19 protein-coding genes are annotated in these 22348 nt (G+C 61.3%); 7 read left to right on the top strand and 12 right to left on the bottom strand.

What is annotated here, in order from left to right:
- Positions 1 to 87: 87 nt before the first annotated feature.
- Genes J3A64_RS07575 through J3A64_RS07565 form a run of 3 tightly spaced genes read right to left on the bottom strand, consistent with a single transcriptional unit; the run spans position 88 to position 2722 of the window.
- A complete protein-coding gene (locus J3A64_RS07575) occupies positions 88 to 660 on the bottom strand; it encodes a flavin reductase family protein (protein WP_011774548.1) in 573 nt (190 codons plus the stop codon).
- Positions 661 to 662: 2 nt separating this feature from the next.
- Positions 663 to 1709: a methionine synthase gene (locus tag J3A64_RS07570; RefSeq protein ID WP_210063958.1), complete on the bottom strand. Its 1047-nt coding sequence runs from the start codon at positions 1707 to 1709 to the stop codon at positions 663 to 665.
- Positions 1710 to 1729: 20 nt separating this feature from the next.
- Positions 1730 to 2722 carry a DUF1852 domain-containing protein gene (locus J3A64_RS07565; RefSeq protein WP_210063957.1) on the bottom strand — a complete coding sequence of 331 codons (993 nt, stop codon included), beginning with the start codon at positions 2720 to 2722 and terminating at the stop codon, positions 1730 to 1732.
- A gap of 120 nt (positions 2723 to 2842) precedes the next feature.
- Here J3A64_RS07565 and J3A64_RS07560 point away from each other — a divergent pair, with 120 nt between their 5' ends.
- From J3A64_RS07560 to J3A64_RS07535, 6 genes are all read left to right on the top strand, one after another.
- Entirely contained in the window at positions 2843 to 3784 is a 942-nt protein-coding gene (locus J3A64_RS07560; RefSeq protein WP_011774551.1) for a LysR family transcriptional regulator, read from the top strand.
- Between the two features lie 627 nt (positions 3785 to 4411).
- Positions 4412 to 4687 (top strand): hypothetical protein, encoded by a 276-nt coding sequence (locus tag J3A64_RS07555; RefSeq protein ID WP_011774553.1) that lies wholly within the window; start codon positions 4412 to 4414, stop codon positions 4685 to 4687.
- Between the two features lie 561 nt (positions 4688 to 5248).
- Positions 5249 to 6082: an aldo/keto reductase gene (locus J3A64_RS07550; protein WP_210063956.1), complete on the top strand. Its 834-nt coding sequence runs from the start codon at positions 5249 to 5251 to the stop codon at positions 6080 to 6082.
- A 260-nt stretch (positions 6083 to 6342) separates the two neighbouring features.
- Positions 6343 to 6654, top strand: a complete 312-nt coding sequence (locus tag J3A64_RS07545; RefSeq protein WP_011774555.1) for a putative quinol monooxygenase — start codon at positions 6343 to 6345, stop codon at positions 6652 to 6654.
- A 64-nt stretch (positions 6655 to 6718) separates the two neighbouring features.
- Positions 6719 to 7354, top strand: coding sequence for a TMEM175 family protein (locus tag J3A64_RS07540; protein ID WP_210063955.1), 636 nt, complete (start codon positions 6719 to 6721; stop codon positions 7352 to 7354).
- Between the two features lie 143 nt (positions 7355 to 7497).
- Positions 7498 to 9720 carry a catalase gene (locus tag J3A64_RS07535; protein ID WP_210063954.1) on the top strand — a complete coding sequence of 741 codons (2223 nt, stop codon included), beginning with the start codon at positions 7498 to 7500 and terminating at the stop codon, positions 9718 to 9720.
- Between the two features lie 74 nt (positions 9721 to 9794).
- Here the strand turns inward: J3A64_RS07535 and J3A64_RS07530 are convergent, their stop codons facing one another.
- From J3A64_RS07530 to J3A64_RS07515, 4 genes are all read right to left on the bottom strand, one after another.
- Positions 9795 to 10382, bottom strand: a complete 588-nt coding sequence (locus J3A64_RS07530) for a hypothetical protein (RefSeq protein WP_210063953.1) — start codon at positions 10380 to 10382, stop codon at positions 9795 to 9797.
- A gap of 11 nt (positions 10383 to 10393) precedes the next feature.
- Positions 10394 to 11542, bottom strand: coding sequence for a zinc-dependent alcohol dehydrogenase (locus J3A64_RS07525; RefSeq protein ID WP_014921687.1), 1149 nt, complete (start codon positions 11540 to 11542; stop codon positions 10394 to 10396).
- A 54-nt stretch (positions 11543 to 11596) separates the two neighbouring features.
- On the bottom strand, positions 11597 to 12745 hold the full coding sequence (locus J3A64_RS07520) for a glutathione-independent formaldehyde dehydrogenase (protein ID WP_011774560.1): 1149 nt from the start codon (positions 12743 to 12745) through the stop codon (positions 11597 to 11599).
- 719 nt (positions 12746 to 13464) lie between these two features.
- Positions 13465 to 13644: a hypothetical protein gene (locus tag J3A64_RS07515; RefSeq protein ID WP_011774561.1), complete on the bottom strand. Its 180-nt coding sequence runs from the start codon at positions 13642 to 13644 to the stop codon at positions 13465 to 13467.
- A gap of 851 nt (positions 13645 to 14495) precedes the next feature.
- On the opposite strand from J3A64_RS07515, the gene J3A64_RS07510 reads away from it, so the two are divergent.
- Entirely contained in the window at positions 14496 to 15434 is a 939-nt protein-coding gene (locus J3A64_RS07510; protein ID WP_307807171.1) for an EAL domain-containing protein, read from the top strand.
- A gap of 154 nt (positions 15435 to 15588) precedes the next feature.
- Here the strand turns inward: J3A64_RS07510 and J3A64_RS07505 are convergent, their stop codons facing one another.
- From J3A64_RS07505 to J3A64_RS07485, 5 genes are all read right to left on the bottom strand, one after another.
- Complete coding sequence (locus J3A64_RS07505) at positions 15589 to 16632, bottom strand: AraC family transcriptional regulator (protein WP_011774563.1); 1044 nt, start codon at positions 16630 to 16632, stop codon at positions 15589 to 15591.
- A gap of 196 nt (positions 16633 to 16828) precedes the next feature.
- Positions 16829 to 17917, bottom strand: a complete 1089-nt coding sequence (locus tag J3A64_RS07500) for a hypothetical protein (protein ID WP_011774564.1) — start codon at positions 17915 to 17917, stop codon at positions 16829 to 16831.
- 136 nt (positions 17918 to 18053) lie between these two features.
- On the bottom strand, positions 18054 to 19667 hold the full coding sequence (locus J3A64_RS07495) for a CdaR family transcriptional regulator (protein ID WP_011774565.1): 1614 nt from the start codon (positions 19665 to 19667) through the stop codon (positions 18054 to 18056).
- A gap of 275 nt (positions 19668 to 19942) precedes the next feature.
- Complete coding sequence (locus tag J3A64_RS07490; protein WP_210063952.1) at positions 19943 to 21709, bottom strand: FAD-dependent oxidoreductase; 1767 nt, start codon at positions 21707 to 21709, stop codon at positions 19943 to 19945.
- A 23-nt stretch (positions 21710 to 21732) separates the two neighbouring features.
- Positions 21733 to 21996, bottom strand: coding sequence for a UBP-type zinc finger domain-containing protein (locus J3A64_RS07485; RefSeq protein ID WP_011774567.1), 264 nt, complete (start codon positions 21994 to 21996; stop codon positions 21733 to 21735).
- Positions 21997 to 22348 lie beyond the last annotated feature (352 nt).

Below are 22348 nucleotides of genomic sequence, written 5' to 3'. Positions count from 1 at the left end.
TCCGGCGTTAACGAGGACGACGGCGGGAGTTATGCTCCCGCCGTCGTGCGCCGTTCGGCTTGCCGCCTCGCATCGTTGGCGCGGCGCTCAGCCTTCATGCTTGGAATGCTCGCCCAAGCGGTGCCATGAGCGGTTGTGGTAGACCAGAGCGTCGCCGGGTTCGCCCGCTTGGACGTCACGCATCACGCGGGACTCCAGGGCGTGAACGGCGATGATTGTGGAGGTCCCCACCTCCATGCGATTGACGACGGCGCAGCGCACCCAGGCGCGGACATCGTCATACACCGCTTCGCCGGTTGCAAGGGTCGACCAACGGTGCGTCTGGTCAAAGCGGTCGGCGCCAGGGGTCGCGCCAAACTTCGCCAAGTCGACGTCGTGCGCGTCCAGCAGGTGCACGACGACAGTTTCGGCGCGTGAAAGCACCTCGGAGGCAGAGGACAGTGCCGAGACCGAGAAAATCAGCAACGGAGGTTCCGCACTCACTGACACCACCGACGATACCGTCAGCGCCACCGGTCCTTCGCCGGCATCCGCCGTGATGACGGCGACACCTCCCGGGTGGCCGCGGAACAGTGCTTTGAAATCGTCGGCCGATAGGGAGGACGGGAAGCCCGGCTTGGGAGCCTCGAGCCGGGTGTCTGGGGGGTAAGCGTGAAACATGGTTATGACACCGGGGTTGCAGAGCGGGCGAGTTCTTCGCGAATGATGTTCGTCCCTGCGCTGAGAGCACTCAGCTTGGCCAGTGCGACGTCCCGGGGGAACGGTGCCATGCCGCAGTTGGAGCTGGCGATGAGCTTGTCCGCATCGACGAACTGCAGGGCCTTGCGGAGAGTGTTGGCGACGTCCTCCGGGGTCTCGATAATCTCGCTTGCGACGTCGATTGCCCCGAGCATGACTTTCTTGCCGCGGAGGAGCTCGATGAGGTCCATGGGCACGTGGGAGTTCTGGGATTCCAGCGAGATGATGTCGATGCTGGAGCTCTGAAGCAGCGGGAACGTTTCCTCGTACTGCCGCCACTGTGAGCCGAGCGTCGCCTTCCAGTCAGTATTCGCCTTGATCCCGTAGCCATAGCAGATATGCACGGCGGTCTCCGCACACAGCCCTTCTGCCGCCCTCTCCAGCGCAGCCACGCCCCAGTCCTTGACCTCATCGAGGAAGACATTGAACGCGGGCTCGTCGAACTGGATGATGTCCACGCCGGCCGCCTCCAGCTCTTTCGCTTCCTGGTTCAGGATTGCAGCGAATTCCCAGGCCAGCTTCTCGCGGCTCTTGTAGTGGTCATCGTAGAGCGTGTCCACCATGGTCATTGGGCCGGGAAGAGTCCATTTGATCGGCCGGTCTGTGGTTGCGCGGAGGAACTTTGCGTCTTCGACGAATACCGGACGCTCGCGGCGCACCGCTCCGACGACGGTCGGCACGCTCGCGTCGTAGCGATCGCGGATGCGCACGGTCTTGCGCTGTTCAAAGTCGACCCCGCTGAGATGTTCGATAAAGGTGGTGACGAAGTGCTGGCGGGTTTGCTCGCCGTCGCTGACGATGTCGATGCCGCGTCGGGTCTGTTCGTGGATGGCGATGCGCAGAGCATCCTGCTTGCCCTCGAGCAGCTCATCTCCTTCCAGTTTCCACGGGGACCAAAGAGTCTCCGGCTGTGCGAGCCACGATGGTTTCGGCAGGCTTCCGACAACGGTGGTGGGCAAAAGTGTGTTCATGATTGACGATTCTCCGTGGGTCAGTTGACGAGAGCGGGGTATTTGGCGGTCCACTGGTCCAATAGATCCTTGTGGGGCGTGATGAAGTGTTCCTCCGTGTACTTCGCCTGAGTGATCGCGAGCTGACTGCGCTCTACGCGGTCATAAGCGATCTGGGTCCGCGAGTAGTCCTGCTCTCCCAGGCTCGGCTGGTAGACGACGGCGGCGGCGGAGTTCGCGTTGTAGATCTCCGGGCGGTAGATCTTCTGGAACGTCTCCATAGTGCTGATCGTGCCGATGAGCTGCAGGTTGGAGTAGTCGTTAAGCAGGTCGCCGCGGAAATAGAAGGCGAGCGGCGCAACGCTGCCGCGTGGCATGAAGTAGCGGACCTGCAGCCCCATCTTTGCGAAGTACGCGTCCGTCAGCGAGAACTCGTCCTGCTGGTACTCGACGCCCAGGACGGGGTGACGGTTCTCCGTTCGCCGGTACGTCTTGCTCGTTGAGACGCTGATGCACACCACTGGCGGCTGCGGGAAGCGTTCCTGGCACGCCGGGGAATCGAGGAATTGCTGGAACAGTTTGCCGTGAAGATCGCCGAAGTCCTCGGGCACGGTGGGCCCGCCTGCCGCCGCTGCTGCCGCTGGCAGTACGAGGCTGAAGTCGAAGTCACGGACGTACGAGGAGAAGTTGTTCCCCACGATCCCTTGGTGGCGGACCCCGTTCAGCTGGTCGACGATCTGGATGTCGAGAACCTCGAACAGCGGGAACTGCTGATCCGTACCTTCCGCGGTGAACTCTATCTGCACGGAAACGATCTCAAGGTCGAGCGTGTAACGGTCCCGGTCCGGGTTGTCCCAGCTTGCGAGATCGTTGAAGCGGCGCCGAATCATGGTCAAGGCGTTGCGGAGATTCTCTTGGCGGTGCTCGCCCCGTGCCAGGTTGGCGAAATTCGTCGTGATCCGCGAGCCTTCCGACGGGGAGTAGTCCTCGTCGAAGGGGGTGGTGGTGATGCTGAAGGTGAAGTCGTCTGCCATGTGCTGCCAATCCGTTGATGGGCCGGAGACGGCCTTTCAGAAGGTGATGTATCCATGGTGCAGCTTTCCGATGGGTATCAGGTAACTAGTGGTTACTATGCATTCATATAGAATTTCCCTATGTCCCAGATTTCGAGCGGATTGACCCTGCAGCAGCTCCGTTACTTCATAGAAGTTGCAGCTGAGGGATCCATCTCCGCGGCCGCCGATCTTCTCTACGTAGCGCAGCCGACAATGTCCGCCTCGATGAAGGACCTTGAGGCCCGGGTTGGCCGTGCACTCCTGCTTCGCTCCGCCCGCGGAGTCACCCTCACCGCCGACGGGGTAGAGTTCCTCGGCTACGCGAGACAGGTCGTAGAGCAGTTCGCTCTCCTCGAGCAGCGCTACCTTGGTAGGCCACCGCGGCGACGTCTGCTCGGGGTGTCAACGCAGCACTACTCGTTCGCGGTGGACGCCTTCGTCCGGATGGTCAAGGCCACTGATGTGGCCGAATACGAGTTCTCGCTGCGTGAGTCCCGTACTTGGGACATCATCGAGGACGTCCGGACGCTCCGCAGCGAGATAGGCATCCTCTACCGGAACGATTTCAACCGGAAGGTCATCGACAAGCTGCTCCGGGAATCCGGGCTCGCGTTCACTCCACTCTTCCTCGCCGATCCGCACATCTTCATCTCACGGAAGAACCCGCTCGCTTCAAAAGAGCGTGCAACTCTCGACGATCTCGCCGGCTTACCGCGGCTAACCTTCGATCAAGGTGCGAACAACTCCTTTTACTTCGCCGAGGAGATTCTCTCCACCTTGTCCAGCAAGCAGGAGATCCGGGTCTCTGACCGTGCCACGATCTTCAACCTCATGATCGGGCTCCACGGGTACACGATCTCGACGGGCATCATCAGCGGGCAGCTCGACCCGGAGATCGTCGCTATCCCGCTCGACGTTGACGAACGCATCGAGATTGGCTGGATCGGCCACGCCGCGATTCCGCTCACCGACCAAGCGCAGCGCTACCTCAAGGAATTGCGGGCCGTCGTGGCTGAGTTCGGCGTAGCGCTACTCGACTGACTGCCGCTGAGCGGGCGGGTCTTTACCCTGCAGTGATGGCACGTAGTTGATGCAGCCGTGCAGGTTGCTGAGCCGTGAGGCATGTTGGGCAGCCCTCGGAAACTGCAAGACAAAGATGCCTGGCGGGCATGCCCCCGTCAGAGGGGTTTTTGCTTTTGACGTGTATATATTCTGTTCGGTCAGGTCCCTCTGACACTGGCCGCGGGTGCGCTTGGCGTTGCGGGTCGCCTGTTTAGTTGTGGGGGGAGCACGTTATGGCTGGTGTGCCCTGCGCTTGCCGTGAACTGGGACTGAGCGTTCCTCGCTTGGTTCTTCTGGTTGGCCTACACCGCTTCATGGGTGGAAGGGCGGAGCGCAACATGACTTCTGGAGGACGAGTCGAAGCCACCTGGTTTCAACTCGTTTTTGGTTCACAAAAGCGAGTAGCTGCAGCAGCGTGAGTCTCCACACGTTATTTTGAGTAGATCGTAATAAGGCGTAGCTTGGATGTAGGCCAGAGTAGCCCTCGAGTACCGCACCGGTGAACATCCCCGGGCCGGCAGGGCAAGCAACACAACCAGCACAGCCCTTCCGCTTGAGCGGCACTGAACCTGAATCGGCCCTGATCCTGAACCCCAAGGAGAACCCATGACTTTGCTTACCGAGCGCCCCGCAACAACCGAACCCGCCCCTGAGGCCGTAAACCGTATCTCTGTAGCCGGTACCGCACTGCGTGGCGGCAGCTACGTATCCCTTCCCGCAGGCAGCGCCCAGGCCCGTGTTGAAGGCGCCTATGTCACCGCCCCCTGTAGCCGAAAAATCTCTGCTGTCACCCATGGCAGCTATGTCGCGGTATCCGGCGCTCCCGCTGTTGCCGGCGGCACCGTCGAAGGCAGCTACGTAACGCTTTCGAAGGCAGCCTAAGCCCCGGGCGTCTGTGGTGGATGGCGCCATCCGGCGCAAGAAGGGGAGGACGACGGCGACACTGCGTGTCGTCGTCGTCCCTTTTTATGCAGCCTTCGGCGGTCGGCGGGTTGTCCACATGCAGCACTTCGGGGCTGCTTCCATGGGGTGGCCGCTGCAGTGCTCGAGGTGCCCAGGCGGCTCAGAGAGGCCCCCTCCCGGAGTGGTAGCACCCAACCCTCGCCTGGGCAGTCACAGCGGCCGGCACCTCGGTCGGATCGAGGTGGTGGAACGCGACGAGAACATCCACTGTCTCTCCAAACAGGGGGTCACAGTAGGTGGCTCGACAGCAAGACTCGCCGTCAGCAGGGCGACAACCTACAGGCGGATGGACAGGCTGGAGGATCACCCGTCCGAAATAGGCGGTCGCCGCGCAGACTCCGGGGAGCCCCCTGTATCTTTCGTGTCCTCCGGCAGCGGAGTAGATTGAAGAAACACGGCGGGTGTCGCCATGGTCCGGACGAGAATCATCGGACGCGGTGCGGCCGACAACGGAACGGGCTCTTTCTGAGAGGAGTTACGTTGCGCGAGATATCTCTTCCTTCCGGTGAGACTGTCCCGGTGCTCGGGATCGGAACGTGGGGCATGGGCGAGAACCCCGACAACGCCCGCCAAGAGACCGCGGCGATCCATATGGCCTTGGACGTGGGAATGTCCGTGGTTGATACCGCCGAGATGTATGGCAATGGCGCGGCCGAGGAACTCGTCGGAAGGGCGCTGGCAGCCCGGCGGAATGAAACGTTTCTGATCACCAAAGTCCTGCCGCATCACGCCACATTGCGCGGAACCATCGATGCCTGCGAAGGTAGCCTGCGCCGCCTTGGAACGGACAGCATCGACCTCTATTTGCTGCATTGGCGAGGTGTTGTTCCCTTGGTCGAAACGCTCGAAGCCTTCGAACACCTGCAGCGGGCCGGGAAGATCCGGTACTGGGGCGTCAGTAACCTCGATGTAGCGGACATGGAAGAACTTCTGCGCTTGCCGGGCGGCCGGAATGTCGCGACAGACCAAGTGCTCTATAACCTGACCCGCCGGGGCATCGAGTTCGATCTGTTGCCCCGCTGCGTCGAGAGGGGCATCCCGGTGACGGCGTACTCGCCGCTGGAGCAGGGGCGGATGCTGAATGATCCAGTGCTGGTGCGCATCGCAACCAAACACGGCGTCAGTCCCGCGCAGATTGCCCTTGCCTGGGTGCTCAGGCAGCCACTCGTCTTGGCCATTCCCAAAGCGTCAAGCCCACAACATGTCCAGGAATGCCATCGGGCCCTCGACGTTCGTCTTGCGCCCCAGGACCTGGCCGACTTGGATCGCGCCCATCCTTCTCCCACCCACAAACGCGTGCTTGAGATGCTCTAGCGGCCTCCTCGTGGCGCGCATCCCTCAGCCGGGACCAAGGCTGCGATGCCAGTCCACCGGCAAGCGGAACTGTCTCTTGTGGTGACCAGCGATCACTGCGAGACTGGCAGTGCATCGCGCCGCTCCGTCGATAGGTTGAGGAGGGTTCCACGATGTCGGCTCGGTCCGCATCTTCCCCGCCGCAGTTCCGTTCACAGGAGGCTCGCCATGAAAACTGCCCTGCAGTATGGAATCCGTCAGATCGGGCCGGGTGAGGGAGCATGATTGAGGTTGCATTGTCGGTGATCCTGAAGGCAAAACCCGGCAAGGAGCAGGACGTCGCAGAGTTCCTCCGCTCCGCACGCTCCGTCGTTGAACAGGAGCAAGGGACGCGCGCCTGGTTCGCTCTCAAGTTCGACGATTCGACCTTCGGAGTATTCGACGTATTCCCCGATGACGAAGCCCGCCAGACCCACCTTGCCGGGGGTGTCGGGCAAGCACTAGCTGCTCAGGGAGCTGAGCTGTTCAGCGCGGAACCGAACATTCAGAACATTGACGTGCTCGCCTACAAGCTGCCCGGTGAAAGCGGGTAGAGGGCTACCGCTCCGCCGTCACCGCACTGCGATCCCGCCTGATGCATAGGTTCAGGAGCGGAGGGTGACACGCTCCGACACCGGCCGTGCCGAGGCGTTCAGCGATGCCGTCATCGCGATCGTTATCACGCTACTGGTACTTGAGCTCACGCCGCCGGAGACCGAACCCGGGGAGCTGCTGGCCGGACTGCTCGGTCAATGGCCGACATACCTGGCGTATGCGGCATCCTACATCTATTTGGCCGTGATCTGGCTCAACCACAAATCTGCCTTCTCCCGTATCCGGCAGATGGACATCGGCCTACAGTGGGCCAATCTGGGAATCCTTGCCACGCTCGCCCTTTTGCCCTGGCCAACAGCCGTGATCATCGATACAGCCAAGACAGGCAATGTGGCCGACGAGCGGGTCGCGGTCGCGTTGTACGCGATCGTCGGGGCACTGCTGTGCCTGTCATGGCTGGTGTTCTTCTCGCACTTGGCACGGCATCCTGAGCTCACCGAGGAAGAAGTGGCGGATTCCTACTTCGCGCGCGAGCGACCACGTGCCCTGGCCGGGGTAGTGCTGTACCTCGCGGCGGGAACAGCAGGTGTCCTCGTCCATCCGCTGGTAGCATCGGTGATTTTCGTGATCCTGCCTGTTTTCTACGGTCTCACCAGCCACGGGGTCGAGCACAGGCCGGGCTTCCTGCGAGGTCTCTAGGGCGCTGTCCACAGCCGCAATCGCGTTACTTTGCCGCGCCGACTTTGCAAGCGGGATTCCTGGCCCCTAGGGTACTAAGGAAGCTTACCTTTTTGGTTGAGTGCAGTAATCGATTTGCCGATCAACATCGAGGAGAACGCGCAGTGCCAACTGAGGACAACATTAAGATTCCAGGGGCTCCGTCGATTGAGCAGCCCGCCGTAGAAGAGCCCACAGCGTCGCGTGAGCCTTTGCCGCCGAAGCCTGATCAGCAGGGGCCGGAGGCCGTGTCACCCACGGGGAGCCCCACCGGCGCACCCGCAAACTCACGTGCCCAGTCCGGCCAGTACCTGACAACGGCCCAAGGTCTGAGGCTCGGAGATACAGACCATTCCTTGAAGGCCGGGCCGCGGGGCCCGATTTTGCTGCAGGACCATCACTTGCGTGAGAAGATCACGCACTTTGATCACGAGAGAATTCCTGAGCGCGTGGTCCACGCCAGAGGAGCCGGGGCGCATGGAACGTTCCGCTCTTACGGCACGGCTTCGAAGATCACCAAGGCAGGGTTCCTTGCGCCGGATGTAGAAACCCCGGTGTTCGTGAGGTTTTCCACTGTTCTGGGATCCAGAGGGTCGGCTGATACGGTCCGTGACACCCGTGGCTTCTCCACCAAGTTCTACACGGATGAGGGCACCTACGACCTGGTGGGGAATAACATTCCTGTTTTCTTCATTCAGGACGGCATCAAGTTCCCGGACCTCATCCACGCGGGGAAACCGCATCCTGACAGGGAAATCCCGCAGGCTCAGAGTGCGCACGACACATTTTGGGATTTTGTTTCGTTGCATACCGAAGCGCAGGCCCACACGATGTGGAATATGTCGGACCGCGGAATTCCCCGTTCCTACCGGACCATGGAAGGGTTCGGCGTCCACACATTCCGGTTGGTGGATGCTGCAGGTAAGACCACTCTGGTGAAATTCCACTGGAAGCCGAAGCTGGGTGTTCACTCATTGGTGTGGGAGGAGGCCCAGATTATTAACGGCATGGATCCCGATTTCCACCGTCGCGATCTGGCCGATGCGATCGAATCAGGTGCGTACCCGGAGTGGGAGCTTGGCATCCAGACGTTCCCGGACACCGAAGATCAAATGTTCGAAGGTATCGACCTTCTGGATCCCACCAAGTTTGTGCCTGAGGAACTGGCGCCGGTTCAGCCAATCGGACTGATGACGCTGAACGCCAACCCGACCAACTACTTTGCCGAGACCGAGCAGGTGGCCTTCCATCCGGGACACCTCGTCCCAGGCATCGATGTCACCAATGATCCTCTGCTGCAGATCCGCCTGTTCTCATACCTGGACACGCAGATTTCGCGGCTCGGTGGACCGAACTTCGCCCAAATTCCCATCAATCGTCCCCACGCCCCGGTCAACGACATGCTGAGGGACGGGATGCACCAGACTGCCGTGCATGGGGGAGTGGCCCCTTACCATCCGAACTCCCTTGATGGTGGTTGCCCCTTCATGGCCGGGCAGGACGTGGGAGCATTCGTGGACGTACCTGAGGAAATCGCGGCAGGAATTAAGGAACGGAGAAACCCGGCGTCCTTCGATGACCACTTCAGCCAAGCCCGGCTGTTCTTCCGCAGTTTGACGTCGGTAGAGCAGGACCACGTGATTCAGGCCTACACCTTTGAGCTTGGCAAGTGCTATGAAGCGGTGATCCGGGAACGGCAACTCATGGCGCTGGCTAATATTGACGCCGGACTTTGCGCCGCCGTCGCCAAGGGCCTCGGGATGCCGGCTCCCACGGCCACCGTTGACACGCAGGACGTGGAGCCCAGTCCCGCTGTGTCCCAGATTGGTGGGAAATGGCCTGTTGCTGGTCGCGTCGTGGGCATCATCGCGGACACTGAAAGTGACCTGTCGCTGGTGGCCGCAGCCCGCGAGGCGGTTGACGCGGCAGGCATGGTCCCCCTGATCATTGCGCCGACCGGTGGTGTGATTGAGCCGGAGCATGGTGCTGCAGTGACTGTCCAAAGGAGCTACCTCACAGCACGCTCGATCGAGTTTGACGCAATCATTGCAGCGGGCGGTGGGATTCCAGCAGCCGATGCCGTTCCGGGCCGCGATGCCAAGGCCGGCGAACCAGGTGCGACCCTTGATCCGCGCGTGGTTCTTATGGTCTCTGAAGCTTTCCGTCATGGCAAAGCCATTGGCGCCTGGGGTCCAGGTGCCGCAGTTCTGGACGCGGCCGGCGTCCCTCAGGATGCCCCCGGAATCATCAGTGGAGAAGGTCCGGACACCGTGATTCCGGTGGTCCGGGAACTGCTCTCTGCACACCGGGCATGGGAGCGGTTCCCGGCGGCAGGATCAGCTTCGTAGCACTTCCAGTAGGAGTCTGTTAGGTTCGACGGCGGCGGGTTGCCTATACGGGCCAGCCCGCCGCCGTCGGGTTGTCAGGCCGGACGGTGCTTTCGCAGCGTTCTCAAGGCGGCTGCTGCCCCCAGTCCCGCCAGTACCCACGGGGCGCCGACGAGGATGGGGTCGATCCACTGATGGTTCAGGTCGGCGCGCCTTTTCCCGACGCGGGAGCTCGCACCATGGTGGGAGAACTCGCTGAGCACACCGGTTTCGGTCACCGGGTTGTCCGGTCGCAGGGTTGCGAAGGAGCGCAGGTGGCTTTCCCACGCGTCCACTCTGTCGGCGGCGATCAGGAGCAGCCAGTGGGCTGCGCGGCCCTCGCTGTACTTCCGGTACGCGTACTTCCGCAGCGCACCGGAGATACCCTTGGGAGGGGTTGAGGTGCCAAAGACGGGGGTCACGAAAGCGTGTTCAACGGACCGTTCCCTGGGCCACTTCTCCGGCTGACGTTCGGGAAAGTCCCAGCGCGCACCGGTCTCGATACCGGGCTGCTCGCGGGGGTAGGAGGGTCTGTCCGCTGGGTCGAGGTCAACGCCCCATCCCGGAATCCGTGCCCGCAGCTCCTCCGCAGTCTCCTTCAGCGCGGGGGTGCCGGAGGTGTAAGGCGTTGGTATTTCAGCCATCATGGTCCCTTTCAGGCCGAGGTTGCGACGATGAGGGGTTTGATGCAGTCATCAAGCTTCGCCGAGAAGATGTGGTAGCCCTCGGCGATGTGCTCCAGAGGGATGCGGTGGGTGACAATGTCACTGGGTTTGAGGTGCCCGTTCCGGATGTGTTCGAACAACCGGGGCCACTGCCTTTTGACCGGGCATTGGTTCATCCGAAGCGTCAGCCCTTTGTTCATCGCGTCGCCGAACTTCACGGCGCTGAAGAGCGGCCCGTAGGCGCCCACGACTGACACAGTGCCGCCCTTGCGGACGGAGTCGATGGCCCAGTTGAGGGCGATGGGGGATCCGCCCTGCAGTTTCAGCTTGCTGCTGGTCACATGCTGGAGGAAGTTGCCGTCCGCCTCGGCTCCCACCGCATCGATGACGACGTCGGCGCCCAGATAGTCCGTGGCTTTCTTCAGGTGCACCACAATGTCGTCGTACTCCACAAAGTTGTAGGTCTCGGCGTGGGCGAATGAGCGGGCCTTTTCCAGTCGGTATTCCAGGTGGTCGATGACGATCACCCGCCCCGCTCCCATGAGCCAGGCTGACTTCGCTGCGAACAGTCCCACCGGGCCGGCACCGAACACCACAACGGTGTCACCTTCGGCAATGTCGCCCAACTGGGCGCCGAAGTAGCCAGTGGGCAGGGCGTCGGTGAGCAGTACGGCGTCCTCCTCGTCCATCCAGTCCGGAATCTTGGTGGGACCCACATCAGCGAATGGCACGCGCACAAACTCAGCCTGGCCGCCGTCGTAACCCCCGCAGGTGTGGGAGTAGCCGTAAATGCCGCCCACGGCGGTGGCGTTCGGATTGACGTTGTGGCAGTTGGAATACAGGCCGCGGGAGCAGAAGTAGCAGGACCCGCAGTAGATGTTGAACGGAACCATGACCCGATCCCCGACCTCCAGGTTTTGGACTGAGGAACCCACCTCGTGGACCACGCCCACAAACTCATGTCCGAAGGTCATCCCGACCCGCGTGTCCGGCATCATGCCGTGATAAAGGTGCAGGTCTGAGCCGCAGATGGCCCCCAATTTCACCTGCACGATCGCATCATTGGGATGTTCGATCTGCGGTATGTCTTTCTCTTCCACGCGCACCTTATAAGGCCCGCGATACACCATGGATCGCATCAGTTCCCCTTCCGGGAAGTAGTTCGTTCCGGCATCGGATTAGCCTGTCAGGCTCTAGGAGCCGGCCGGGTGGAGGACCACTTTGGTCCAACCGTCGACGCGGTCATCGAAGTTCCTGTAGGCCTCCGGGGCCTTGTCCAGTGGCAGTTCGTGGCTGACGAGGAAGGAGGGGCTGGCCTTCCCGCCGGCAATGAGGTCGCGAAGGGCCCGGTTGTATTTCTTGACCGGGCACTGACCGGAGCCCATCGTTTGTCCCTTAAACCAGTAGTTTCCGTAGTCGAAGGCCACCTGCCCCTGCTTGGCTAGTTCGTCCGGGGCTCCAGGATCCTGCGGCAGGAACACGCCTACTACGCCTAGGCCGCCGACGAACCGGACGGAGTCCACCAGGCGGTTCAACGTCAGGTTGGGCTGTTCGTTTCCGCTCGGGTCGTGGGCTTGGTACCCGACGCACTCGCAACCCCGGTCAGCCCCGAACCCCATGGTTTGGTCTTTGACGAACTCAACAGGGTCCACTTTGGAATCGTCTACAGGGATGGCACCGATCTGTTCGGCAAGCTTCAAGCGGTCACTTTGCCGGTCCACCACCATGACTTTTCCGGCGCCCTTGATGATGGCCGAGTAGGCTGCCATAAGTCCTACTGGCCCTGCGCCGTAGATGACTACCGAGTCGCCGGGGTAAACGCCGGCCATCTCGGTTGCGTGCCATCCGGTGGGGAAGATGTCCGCGACCATGACATAGTCGAGTTCCTTCTCCTCGGCGTCCTCGCCCAAACGCAGGCAGTTGAAGTCTCCGTACGGCACGCGCAGGTACTCGGCCTGTCCGCCTTGATACGGGCCCATGTCCGCGAACCCGTACGCCGCGCCGGCGAGCTTGGGTTCGGGCTGCATGGTCAGGCAGTAGTTGGTGAAGCCCCGTTCACAGTTCTTACAGAATCCGCAGGCGATGTTGAACGGCAGTACCACCCGTTCGCCCACCTTGACCTTGCTCACTGCTGAGCCGACCTCGATCACTTCACCGAGGTTCTCGTGCCCGAAGGTGCGTCCGGTTTCGAAGCTGGTGCGGCCCTCGTACATATGCAGATCGGAACCGCAAATATTCGACGACGTTATTCGCACCAACACGTCGGCGGGGCGCTCAATCTTGGCGTCAGGTACGTCCTCGACGCTGACATCGTTCGGTCCTTTGTAGACTACTGCCTTCATTTTTCCGCTCTTTTCTTGTTGCCCAAGCCGATCCGACCACGTCGATGTAGCTTTCCGTGGGCGCAGGCGCAGAAATGCCGCGGTGCCCTGAACGGAATGATGGCGCAGCCGTTACCCAGAAACGGGCGTTGATTCAGCGAGGAAATGGGGAATGCAAGTTGAGGTCCGGGCCCGCTCAAAGGGGCGGAATGCCCGAGGCTCTTAGACGTCAGGCTGTCCGGGTACCTGCCCGTCCGCCCGAAAACGAGACAACGAATGAGCCTTAATACTAAGCACACTTATTAACGCTGTCGAGGTGTAGCGCCAGAAACTTGTTGCAGACGGGTGGGCGGGTGGCAACGAATGAACTGGGCCTGTGCCTCGTCCACTTGTGACGCGCGAACGGGGCCGGCGTTGGTCATTTCAATGCCGGGATTTCCCGATTTCGATCAGAGATAGTGTTGCGGACCGTTTCGAGGACCTTCCCTGAACGCCTTTGAGGGAGATTCCCAGGAGCGTGGGAGGCTGCCACCCCGCCCATCAACCCAACTGCCTTGTCAGACCCGAAGGATGCCTGCAGGAGACCTGCCGCGAAGTTGCGGCCGCCGCGGGCCGTGCGTCGATCACTGGAGACTTAATCGAGGAACTCGGTAATCAGCGAATCCGCCACTGAGGACGAGACGCTGCGAAGTGGGCTCCGCCAACTACCTCGACCCCGGCCGGAACATGGGTTGCGAACGTCATTCCCACATGGCACGGACAACCATGGCCGCGTCGATTGCGATGTGCCGTCCAGTATGCCCGGCATCGAGAACGCACATCTCCTCGATTTCGTGCTGACCTGACCAGACAGGGCACCCGACGGCGCTAAAACTCAACAGCTCCAAGGGGAGGTTGTCGCCCACGCGAAGTTCGCTCATGATGTCCTTTGTTTGGTCCGGGAATTCTCAGTGGGGTCCGTGCCCGGCTCGGGGGAGGGACTGGTTCTCTTCCCCGGAGGCGGCCGGAAGTCATCAGCGTATAGCCCACCGTTGCCCGCCGGATTTACTGGCGCCGGGTGGAACATCTCCTGATTCGACGGGCCCGTGCGATGAATTGCGCGTTCTGGATGGCCCCTTGGGCGGAATGTTCCAGGGCGGCAAGTTGTCGTCAATGTGCGGCGCGGACAGGATTCTGCACGAATTGATCGCTTAGCAATCAAAGGATGCACACATTGGAATGCTTGTCGCCCAGGCCCGGTGGGCGGCAACCGTAGGATTTGAAAACCGGTCGGCGGCTTCAAAGCCCACAAGTGCGGGAGGCAGCGTTTGCCCATGCGCGGCACTATGGCCCGGCGACCCCAACACGAACAGGAGGGCCTTATGTGCACCGTCAACACCATGCCGACTTTTCCCAGCGTGGGCTGTCGGCCACAGGTGATGGCCCTGCGTCCTCGTTTCCGTCGAGGGAGTGGCGTGGAAGCGGGCCCGCAGAGAGTGCGGATTTCTCGTGAAGCGCCATCGATCGACCCCCATTCAGTGAACACCCGATGCGCTGCATCACCACACTCCCACGACTGATGCAGCGGCTAGGAGCGCACGTCGGAGCATTTCTCCGTCGACGCCTGTTGTCCATGTGTCCAGCTCTGACTGACGGCGTCCCCCCTCATAAGAGCGTTGGTAGTCGATGGTTGCTATGCCTGCTGTTCGGCGGGGTGCTGTCAACGTTGTCGGTACTCCTGCCCCTCGCTTTTGGACTTGAGCCGTGGGCCGGCCTGGAGGCGCATGCCAGAGTGTGCACCCTCATCACGGTCCTGCTTTTCCCGGCCGCAGTTCATGGCACGTGGCGGCTCATTCGGCACCGAGACGGTGAGCTCATCGAAGCCTCACATACCTTCGGCCCTATGGAACTCGCCACCGCGGATGTCCCGCGTGCGCTGAGCCGAAGGGACCAGGACATTGCGGCACGCGTCGATTCTCTGTTGACCACCCGGTCACTAACCGTGGTTTTCCAGCCGATCTGTCATTTGGGAACGGGCGAGGTTGTAGGCGTCGAAGCGCTCACGCGCATCATAGGCCCTCCGTTCAGGTCTGTAGATCAGTGGTTCACAGACGCAGAGTCAATCGGTCGCGGCCTCGAACTCGAATTCCTGGCCTTGAAAATGGCACTGGCCGCCGCTGCGGGTCTTCCTGCCCACGTCTACGTCGCCGTCAATCTCTCACCATCTGCGTGCCTTGACGTGAGGCTAAGTGGGATCGTGAGGAAATCAGGTCTCAGGCCAGAGCGAATCGTCGTAGAGCTGACCGAGCGCTCACCCGTAGCTGACTACGCCCGTCTCACGGCAGCGCTCGCCCCACTGAGAAGCGCTGGGGTACGCATAGCTATTGATGACGTCGGAGCCGGGTTCTCCTCCATGCGACACATCCTGAGGCTCAATCCGGAGCTCATCAAACTCGACCGGTCAATCGTCGCGGGAGTTGATACCAATCCTGGCCAGAAAGCTCTGCTCGCGGCAATGCTCAGCTTCTCTTCCCACATCGGGGCCGGGCTGGTCGCCGAGGGAATTGAAACCAGTTCCGAATTGGCCACGCTGGCTGAGCTGGGAGTTAAGACCGGACAAGGGTACCTCTTGGGGCGACCCTCTGTGCTTCGGGCGATCGGGTCCCACTCGTGGTGGCGGAACCGGTTGCCAACAAGTGCGATTGACGATCGTCACCATATCCAGGGCTGATCCTCGGGAGCAAGGGGCTGCGCCGGCCAATAGGGACCTCGATGATCTTGATCGCTTGGTGTCCCTCCGAGCCCGGCGCCGAGCCACCTGGCTTATCCCTCTGAAGCAAACGCGGTCCGGCGGTTTCATGCCAGGCGAGCAGCTGTCCGAGGGGTCACAACTCGGTCTGTTTTCTTAGTTCGGCGGCTCTAATCTGCAGTAGTACTGGCTTCTCCTGCGCGTCCCTCAACGAGAGGCCAGTGAGTTCCTTGACAGCGCGCCGCATGGCTGGGAGGGTTGTGAACCCGCTGGCGCCCGCTATGTCCGTCAGGGAACGTCTCCATGAGTTTGCCTCGGCGAGGAGATCAATGGCCTCCAAGGTCCGCAGGGCGCGGATGTATCCGCTGACCTGAAGTGTTTCGTCGTCGAAAAGGTAGTAGAGCGCCCGGCGTGAAAGAAAAGAGTAAGCTACAACCTCGTCAACGGTGAGCGCAGGACTTCTGAAGTTCTTGCGCACGAATTTCTTGATCGTTGCGATGCGGGCCAGCTTGAGATCCCCGGGATCGGCCGGGGTTTCAAGCAAGGAGCTGACCAGAGCCAACATCATGGACCGGGCGACCGGCTGGAGATGTTGGATCTCCTGCGCAATGACCGTCCGCTGCCACCCAGACAGGGCAGGAAGAATCAACCCACGCAGGATGGGATTGCTTCTGATATCAGCCAGCTCTTTCAGCCGTTTCATGGCTTTGTCGTCCAAGCCCAGCAGGTCCCGATCGAAGTGGATCCGCACAGCGCTAAAACCGGCTGGTGCATGGAAGTTGCCCGGCAAAGAAAGATCAAAGAACCTGACTGTCCCGGGCGAGACGGACTCCCCGCGTCCCGAGAAGCTGAACTTGTTACAGGCAGTTCTGAAATATACAAGCCAATCGCTGGGCCTCGTTTCACCGCTCCAGAAACAATCGGCGGGTTCATTCGTGACATCGACAAGGCTGAAGCCGGGACCGTCCAGGCTCAGGGCTGTTGGATTGAAACTCGGTCGTACCAGCTTGTCGGTCTTTTCCAGCCGAACTGGAGCGTCAATTGCACTGCCGTACCAGCTTCGCCAGTGTTCGAACTTTTCTTCGGGACTGAGCCCGACCGGAACCGCGTAGCGCCGTACGTGATCATGCGGTGCGCCGTCCGGTCTGCCAACGGGATTGTCGCGAGAAGTGTTTTCCATGGGCTTGGGACTTTCTGGCTGGAACTAGATTAGATGTGCCGCGTCCCTGCGACTGTTCGTGATCATGTTGTTGGGGTGGTTGGCCGACAGTAAATTCTACCTGCGGCCGACGGGGAGGTTCGTCCGCTGAGGGTGGGTCGGCCTGCGCCGCGGCGGAATGACGTTAAAGTCGTGGATTTCCGCCGTCAGGACACGATCATTCGTCATCGGCGACCGACTGGCGACGGTGGCGTTCCCGTTGACCGTACGCAGCTCGAAGAATGTCGTCCTTTGACTCGAATCCCGAGCCCAACGCACCACCGATCAGCGCCGCCGAAGTGGTCATCCACGCGACTTCGGCAAAGTCCCAAAAAGTCACTGGGTGTTGCATGGTTACCGCCAACAGGGCGTTGTCGATGGTGAACGCAGCGGCCAGCAGCACGGCCACGAACAGCAGGAAGTAGCTGATAACGACGCCGATTATGAGGGACCACACCGTCGAGATGTTATACAAGGAAGCCTTGTATCGTTCGAGGGAATCGTTGCGTTTGGCGCTTTCCCACAGATCGTGCTGGACGATGATCCAGAACACCATCGAACTGATGGAAAGTGCCATCAACAGTGTCAGTCTCGTCGTCCCGAGGAGGTCTGCGAGCTGCCAGATGGTGTTCGTGACAAGGGCGAAAGCGCCGGTGGCAATCGCGGCGGCCATCGCGCTTCTCAGGCCGAAGACGAGCCGCCATGGACGGTTCGCACGCAGCATGCCCGCCAGTAATCGTCCCCGGCCGAGGCGGGTTGCTGAGACGTAGCGGAACCCAATCGGCCCCTGGTCGGGAACAGTGGCTTCAATATGCCTCGATTTGTGTAACGAGGGTGGACCGAATTCCACCGCTTCATCTTCGGGATCGAAAGGACGGTGCATCGCCCAGCTGAGATCGGCGACGGCGGTGCGGACCCGGCGGTCCATGTTGATGGCACCGAGAGCGGGCACGGAAACAAGGGAGATCTGCTCGCCAAGCGCAACCTCCGCGATCACGGTCCGGCCATCCATCCGGATCGGAAGGTCGGTGAGGCAAACCATGACGTCCCATGCGCGGAGGTTCCTATGCTTCGCCAAGGAGCCCAACATGGGCTCCAACCCGTTGCCGGCAGTAAAATCCTGGTACTCAATCACCACTGACCAGACGTGCCGCTCATCGGCGAGGTTGAGCAGATCGCGTACTTCGCGCCCGTTGCGCTCGGCAAATTCGGCTGTGACTTCGGGTTCGGCGAGCACGCCCAGCGTACGGGCACTAGTAGGGTTCATATCGAAAGAATGTTCCAGCACGCGCTTGTCTCCTGTTGTTCATCGTTCATAACGAGTGAAGCCGGATTCCGTGACGCATCCCCGCATGGTCAACCGGTGGCGCGCTCACTGCGGCCACAGCCTGATTTAGGCACCGCTATGGGAGGTGGAACAAGGCACCGTGCGGACGAAGGCGCCAAGCCCGCGTTGCTACGTGCAGATTCAGGCGGGTCTCGGGATGGGCAAGATCGAAGCCGGTGATCTGCCGGATGGAATTCAAGCGATAGCGCAGAGTGCTTCGATGGATGGCCAGACTTTCTGCCGTCTTGTCGTAGTTGCCGCCGTGGTCAAGGTATTGGGCCAAAGTTTGAACCAGGTCCGACCCTCGGCTCTCGTCGGAACGCTGAAGGTCACCTAGCCACTCGTCGAGATAACCGACCAGGTCCGGTACGTTCCCAGCTGTGTCCAGGATCCGGTAGATCCCGAGTTGATCAAAGCGGGTGGCCCCGTAGCAATCGATTGAGGCGGTTCGAATGTGCAGCGCGTGCAAGGCCTCCGAGAAGGAACGCGGAATTTGCTCGACATCAAGGCTGGAACCACCGATGCCCACGGAACCGGTGGCACTTCGCAGGGTTTTGGCAACGACGGAATACACTTCGGCACCCAACGGATCTCCACGCACCACGGCAACAGCCATGTCCGAACGCCCTGATACAAGTGCGGAGCAGTGGAGTTTCTGGAACGTCCGGCGCAATGCGTCTACCACCGTGTCATCAGTTCTTGGCGGCTCCCACACCGCCACGACGACGTGCTGCGGACCACTGATGTCATATCCCAATGCCGCGGTACGGACTACTGCTGTTGCGGCCTCCATTCCGGATACGAGTTCGTCCACGAGGTCCCGCCCCAGCTTCAGCTCCAGCAAGGCAAGAGCGCGGCGGTGCGACAACTCTGCTTCCAAGAGCCGCGCTGCGTACTTCAACGCGAAGACATTGGCGGCGGTGACCGGAAGGTCGGTTTCCAGCATGCAGACAGCTCCCAGCACCTCTCCGTGCGACAAGGCAAGGGCGACGAGCCTTCGATGTTCGCTGACTGGCAAGCCCGAGGAGATCCAAAGTTGGGCAGTGCGCAACCTGGCCGCTGCGGGCAGCCTCGGGTAAGGGGGAGTCGAACCGATGCCAGCCTCCGCACTGATTTTCCCGAAGGCGTCCTCAATGTAGATGGGCCGGCCCGTCAGCCGTGAAAGGACCTTCGCCAGTAGTCCCTCCCTGGTCTCACTTGTACCGAGGTCGAGGGCCGCGCCCTGGTCCAAAGCCTCCCGGATACTGTCGCGTTCTTCCAGCTCCAGGATTCGCACCGACAGAGACCGGAGTCGCGGGTCCACGCCGTCACGTCGGTGTGGCTGACCGGGAGTGTCCTGGGGAAGTTCTGAGGTGCGAGCTGCTGCCACTACCCCTGCAACGGCCCGCAGCTGTTTTAGCTGGGGGATATCCGGCGGGTTGTCGGCGGACAGGACCAAGCACCCATTCAGCTCGCCGCCGCTACTTGTGAACAGCGCATAGAGCCAGCCAGGCCTGGCGCCCGGGAGCACCGAGTCCTTGCCGTTGAGGCGTCGGACGTCTTGATCCTGCGGTGATGCCGCGCGTGCCAGGACGGGCTTCAGCTGGCCATTCACCGCAAGGTACCGGTCCTGGATCTCACAAAACGACAATTCGGATACCGCCTGCGTGGCCGTGTTGAGGAATTCCTCTGCCGCACGTTGGTCGATCATGTGAATCCTCGCTTCGTCCAATGGGAGGCCTGCTGGACACAAGACCGGGCGGAACTGTTGCTCTCAGTGATCACGACCCGGCCAAGCCGCTTGCCTCCATCACGTGCAACAAAAAATCGACGATCCTGGGCCCCGGTAGGCCTTCCTGTAGATGAGCCTCTCCGCAGGTTAGCCAACGCCGTATTTGGCCAACATGCCGTCTTTCATTCACTTGCCAATGTGGAAGGCTTGAATCGGCATCTTGGGACCCAACCTACGCCTGTACTCCGCCGTTGTTAAGCTGTTGTGGCCGATGTGGGATCTGAGGCTAATGGTTCAGCGTCCGACGACGGCCCAAACCGGAGTAAGCGCAGGTGTTCGTGGATCATGGCCACCGCTGTTGAGCCCTCACCGGCAGCAGCTGTTACACGTTTCACTGATCCATGCCGAACATCCCCCACCGCGAACATCCCGGGTACGCTGGTTTCGAGGGGTAGTCTTCTGCGCCCCAGATGGCTGAATTCTGGAGGGAACTCCCCGAGGTCAGCGCCGGTCAGAATGAAGCCTTTGTCATCCAGCGCGAGCGTACCCTGCAACCATTCTGTGTGCGGTACGGCACCGATGAAAATGAAGAGGTAGCGGGAATCGAAGGTGTGTTGTTCACCCGTGGCCCGCAGATCGACCACGACCTGTTCCAGTGCGCCTGAACCACTGACGCCCACGATAGTGGCCCCCAGAAGCACCGTTATGGCAGATTGCTCTTCGATCCGGTCCGCGAGGTACCTCGACATATCCGCGCGCAGGTCCGTCCCCCGCACCACCAGACGCACTGCTGCTCCGGTGCCGGCCAGGAAAAGCGCGGCCTGGCCGGCGGAGTTTCCCCCGCCGACGACTGTCACTGGTTGCGATCCGCAGAGCCTGGCTTCATGGACAGTGGCGGCGTAGAAGACGCTGTTTCCCTCCAGCGACTCCAGCCCAGCAATCGGCAGCCGGCGGTAGTGGACCCCTGTTGCCAGCAGAGCGGCCCGTGATGAGGCAGGGCCGCTGCCGTTGAACTCGGCGCGGAAACCGCCATCCGTCAAGGCGATGGTGCGTGCCCCGCAGGCGACGTTAATGTGTACCCCGAACTTTCGGGCCTGAAGGATCGCCCTTTCTGTGAGTTCGCCGCCGGAGATGCCGGCGGGGAAGCCGAGAAAGTTTTCGATCCGCGGTGAGGTACCTGCCTGCCCACCCAGCCCGCCGCCCTCTTTAAGGACGACGGACAGTCCGTCGGATGCTGCATACACGGCCGCCGCCAGGCCAGCAGGACCAGCGCCGATCACCATGAGATCGTAGGTGGTCGAATGTTCTTTGACAGCTCGCAATCCCGTGGCGAGGGCCAGGTCTGCGTTTGAGGGGTTCCTGAGGACTTGCGAAGCATTCAGCACCACTGCGGGAAGGTCGCCCGCGGGGATACCGACCCGGTCCAGAATGGCTTGTGCTTGGCCGTCGTTCTCAAGATCAACCAGTCGGTGCGGCAAACGGTTGGAGGCGGAGAACTCCAGGAGGCGGAGGGTGTCGCGGCTGAAGCGGGATCCGACGATCCGGATGCCCGCGCCGGTACCGATCAGCAGGATGCGGCGCTGAAGATACGCACGGAGGATGGTCTCACCCACCGCGGCGTCCGTCAGAACCACGCGGCGCAGATCTTCACCACTGATCTGCAGCACCTTGGAAGCTTCGGCGGACACGCTACTGACAAAGGACGGTTGCCCCTCGACCAGGCCCAGCTCCCCGAGGAACCGTCCAGGACCGTGGACTTCGAGGATGTGCGTGCCTGGACCCAGCTGCGCGGCCTGGTTGCCCTGAACGTCCAATAGCCCCTCCACGACCACTACGGTGCCCTGCAGAACGACGAAGAAGTCGCCGTCGAGGTCGCCCTCCCGTGTGAGGACTTCGCCGGCGGCGGAACCCCTGATGGTGCCGACTCTGCTCAGTAAATCGATCTGGGCCTGGCTTAGCCGCGGATAGGCGCCGGAGACATCCGGTGTTTCAACCGGCCCGGAGTCTGCGAAAGGCTGCATCAGATGTTGCCCCCGTCAACTTCTTAGACGAATGCCTCGTGGGGATAGCACCAGCGCCAATTCTCGCCGGGCTCCAAGGAAAGAACGATTGGATGCAACTCGGTGGCGTGGGCTCGGGCGTGCCGCATGGGCGACGAATCACAACACCCGACATGGCCGCAGGACAGACACAGCCTCAAGTGAACCCAAGGAGTACCCAGGGATAGACATTCCTCGCAGCCTTCCGGCGTGCGCACCCGAACCGGACGAATTTGCGCGAGATGCGGGTCGGGAATTCGTGTAGTCATGTCCGCTCCTGTGATGGTTCGTTCATGGAGCCGACCCGGCCGTGACAGCCAACAACGATGTTACGTCGGCACTGACCAATGGTGTGGGTACCATCCGGCCCGGCGAGCGGGGTGCACCAGATATAGCCCAGTACTAGACCCGGCTCAGCTGCCTGTCAAGTGGTTTACGTGCTCGTGACCCTTGCTTGGTTGGACCGGCCATGTGGCCGATCCCCACCTGTGTCAGTGCCTTCGTCTCCACGCCCGGGGCCGTTCGCACGACAGGTTAATTTGCTGCAGCATATTTGACCTAACAGGGTCATGCGGCTCTCCCGTCCAGGGGGCAGACTCAACTTTATAAGACTGCATGACG

Source organism: Pseudarthrobacter sp. PvP004 (assembly GCF_017876035.1).
GTDB lineage: Bacteria > Actinomycetota > Actinomycetes > Actinomycetales > Micrococcaceae > Arthrobacter > Arthrobacter aurescens_A.
The sequence above is the reverse complement of the archived record's forward strand: the minus strand, read 5'-3'. Positions and strand labels throughout refer to the sequence as shown.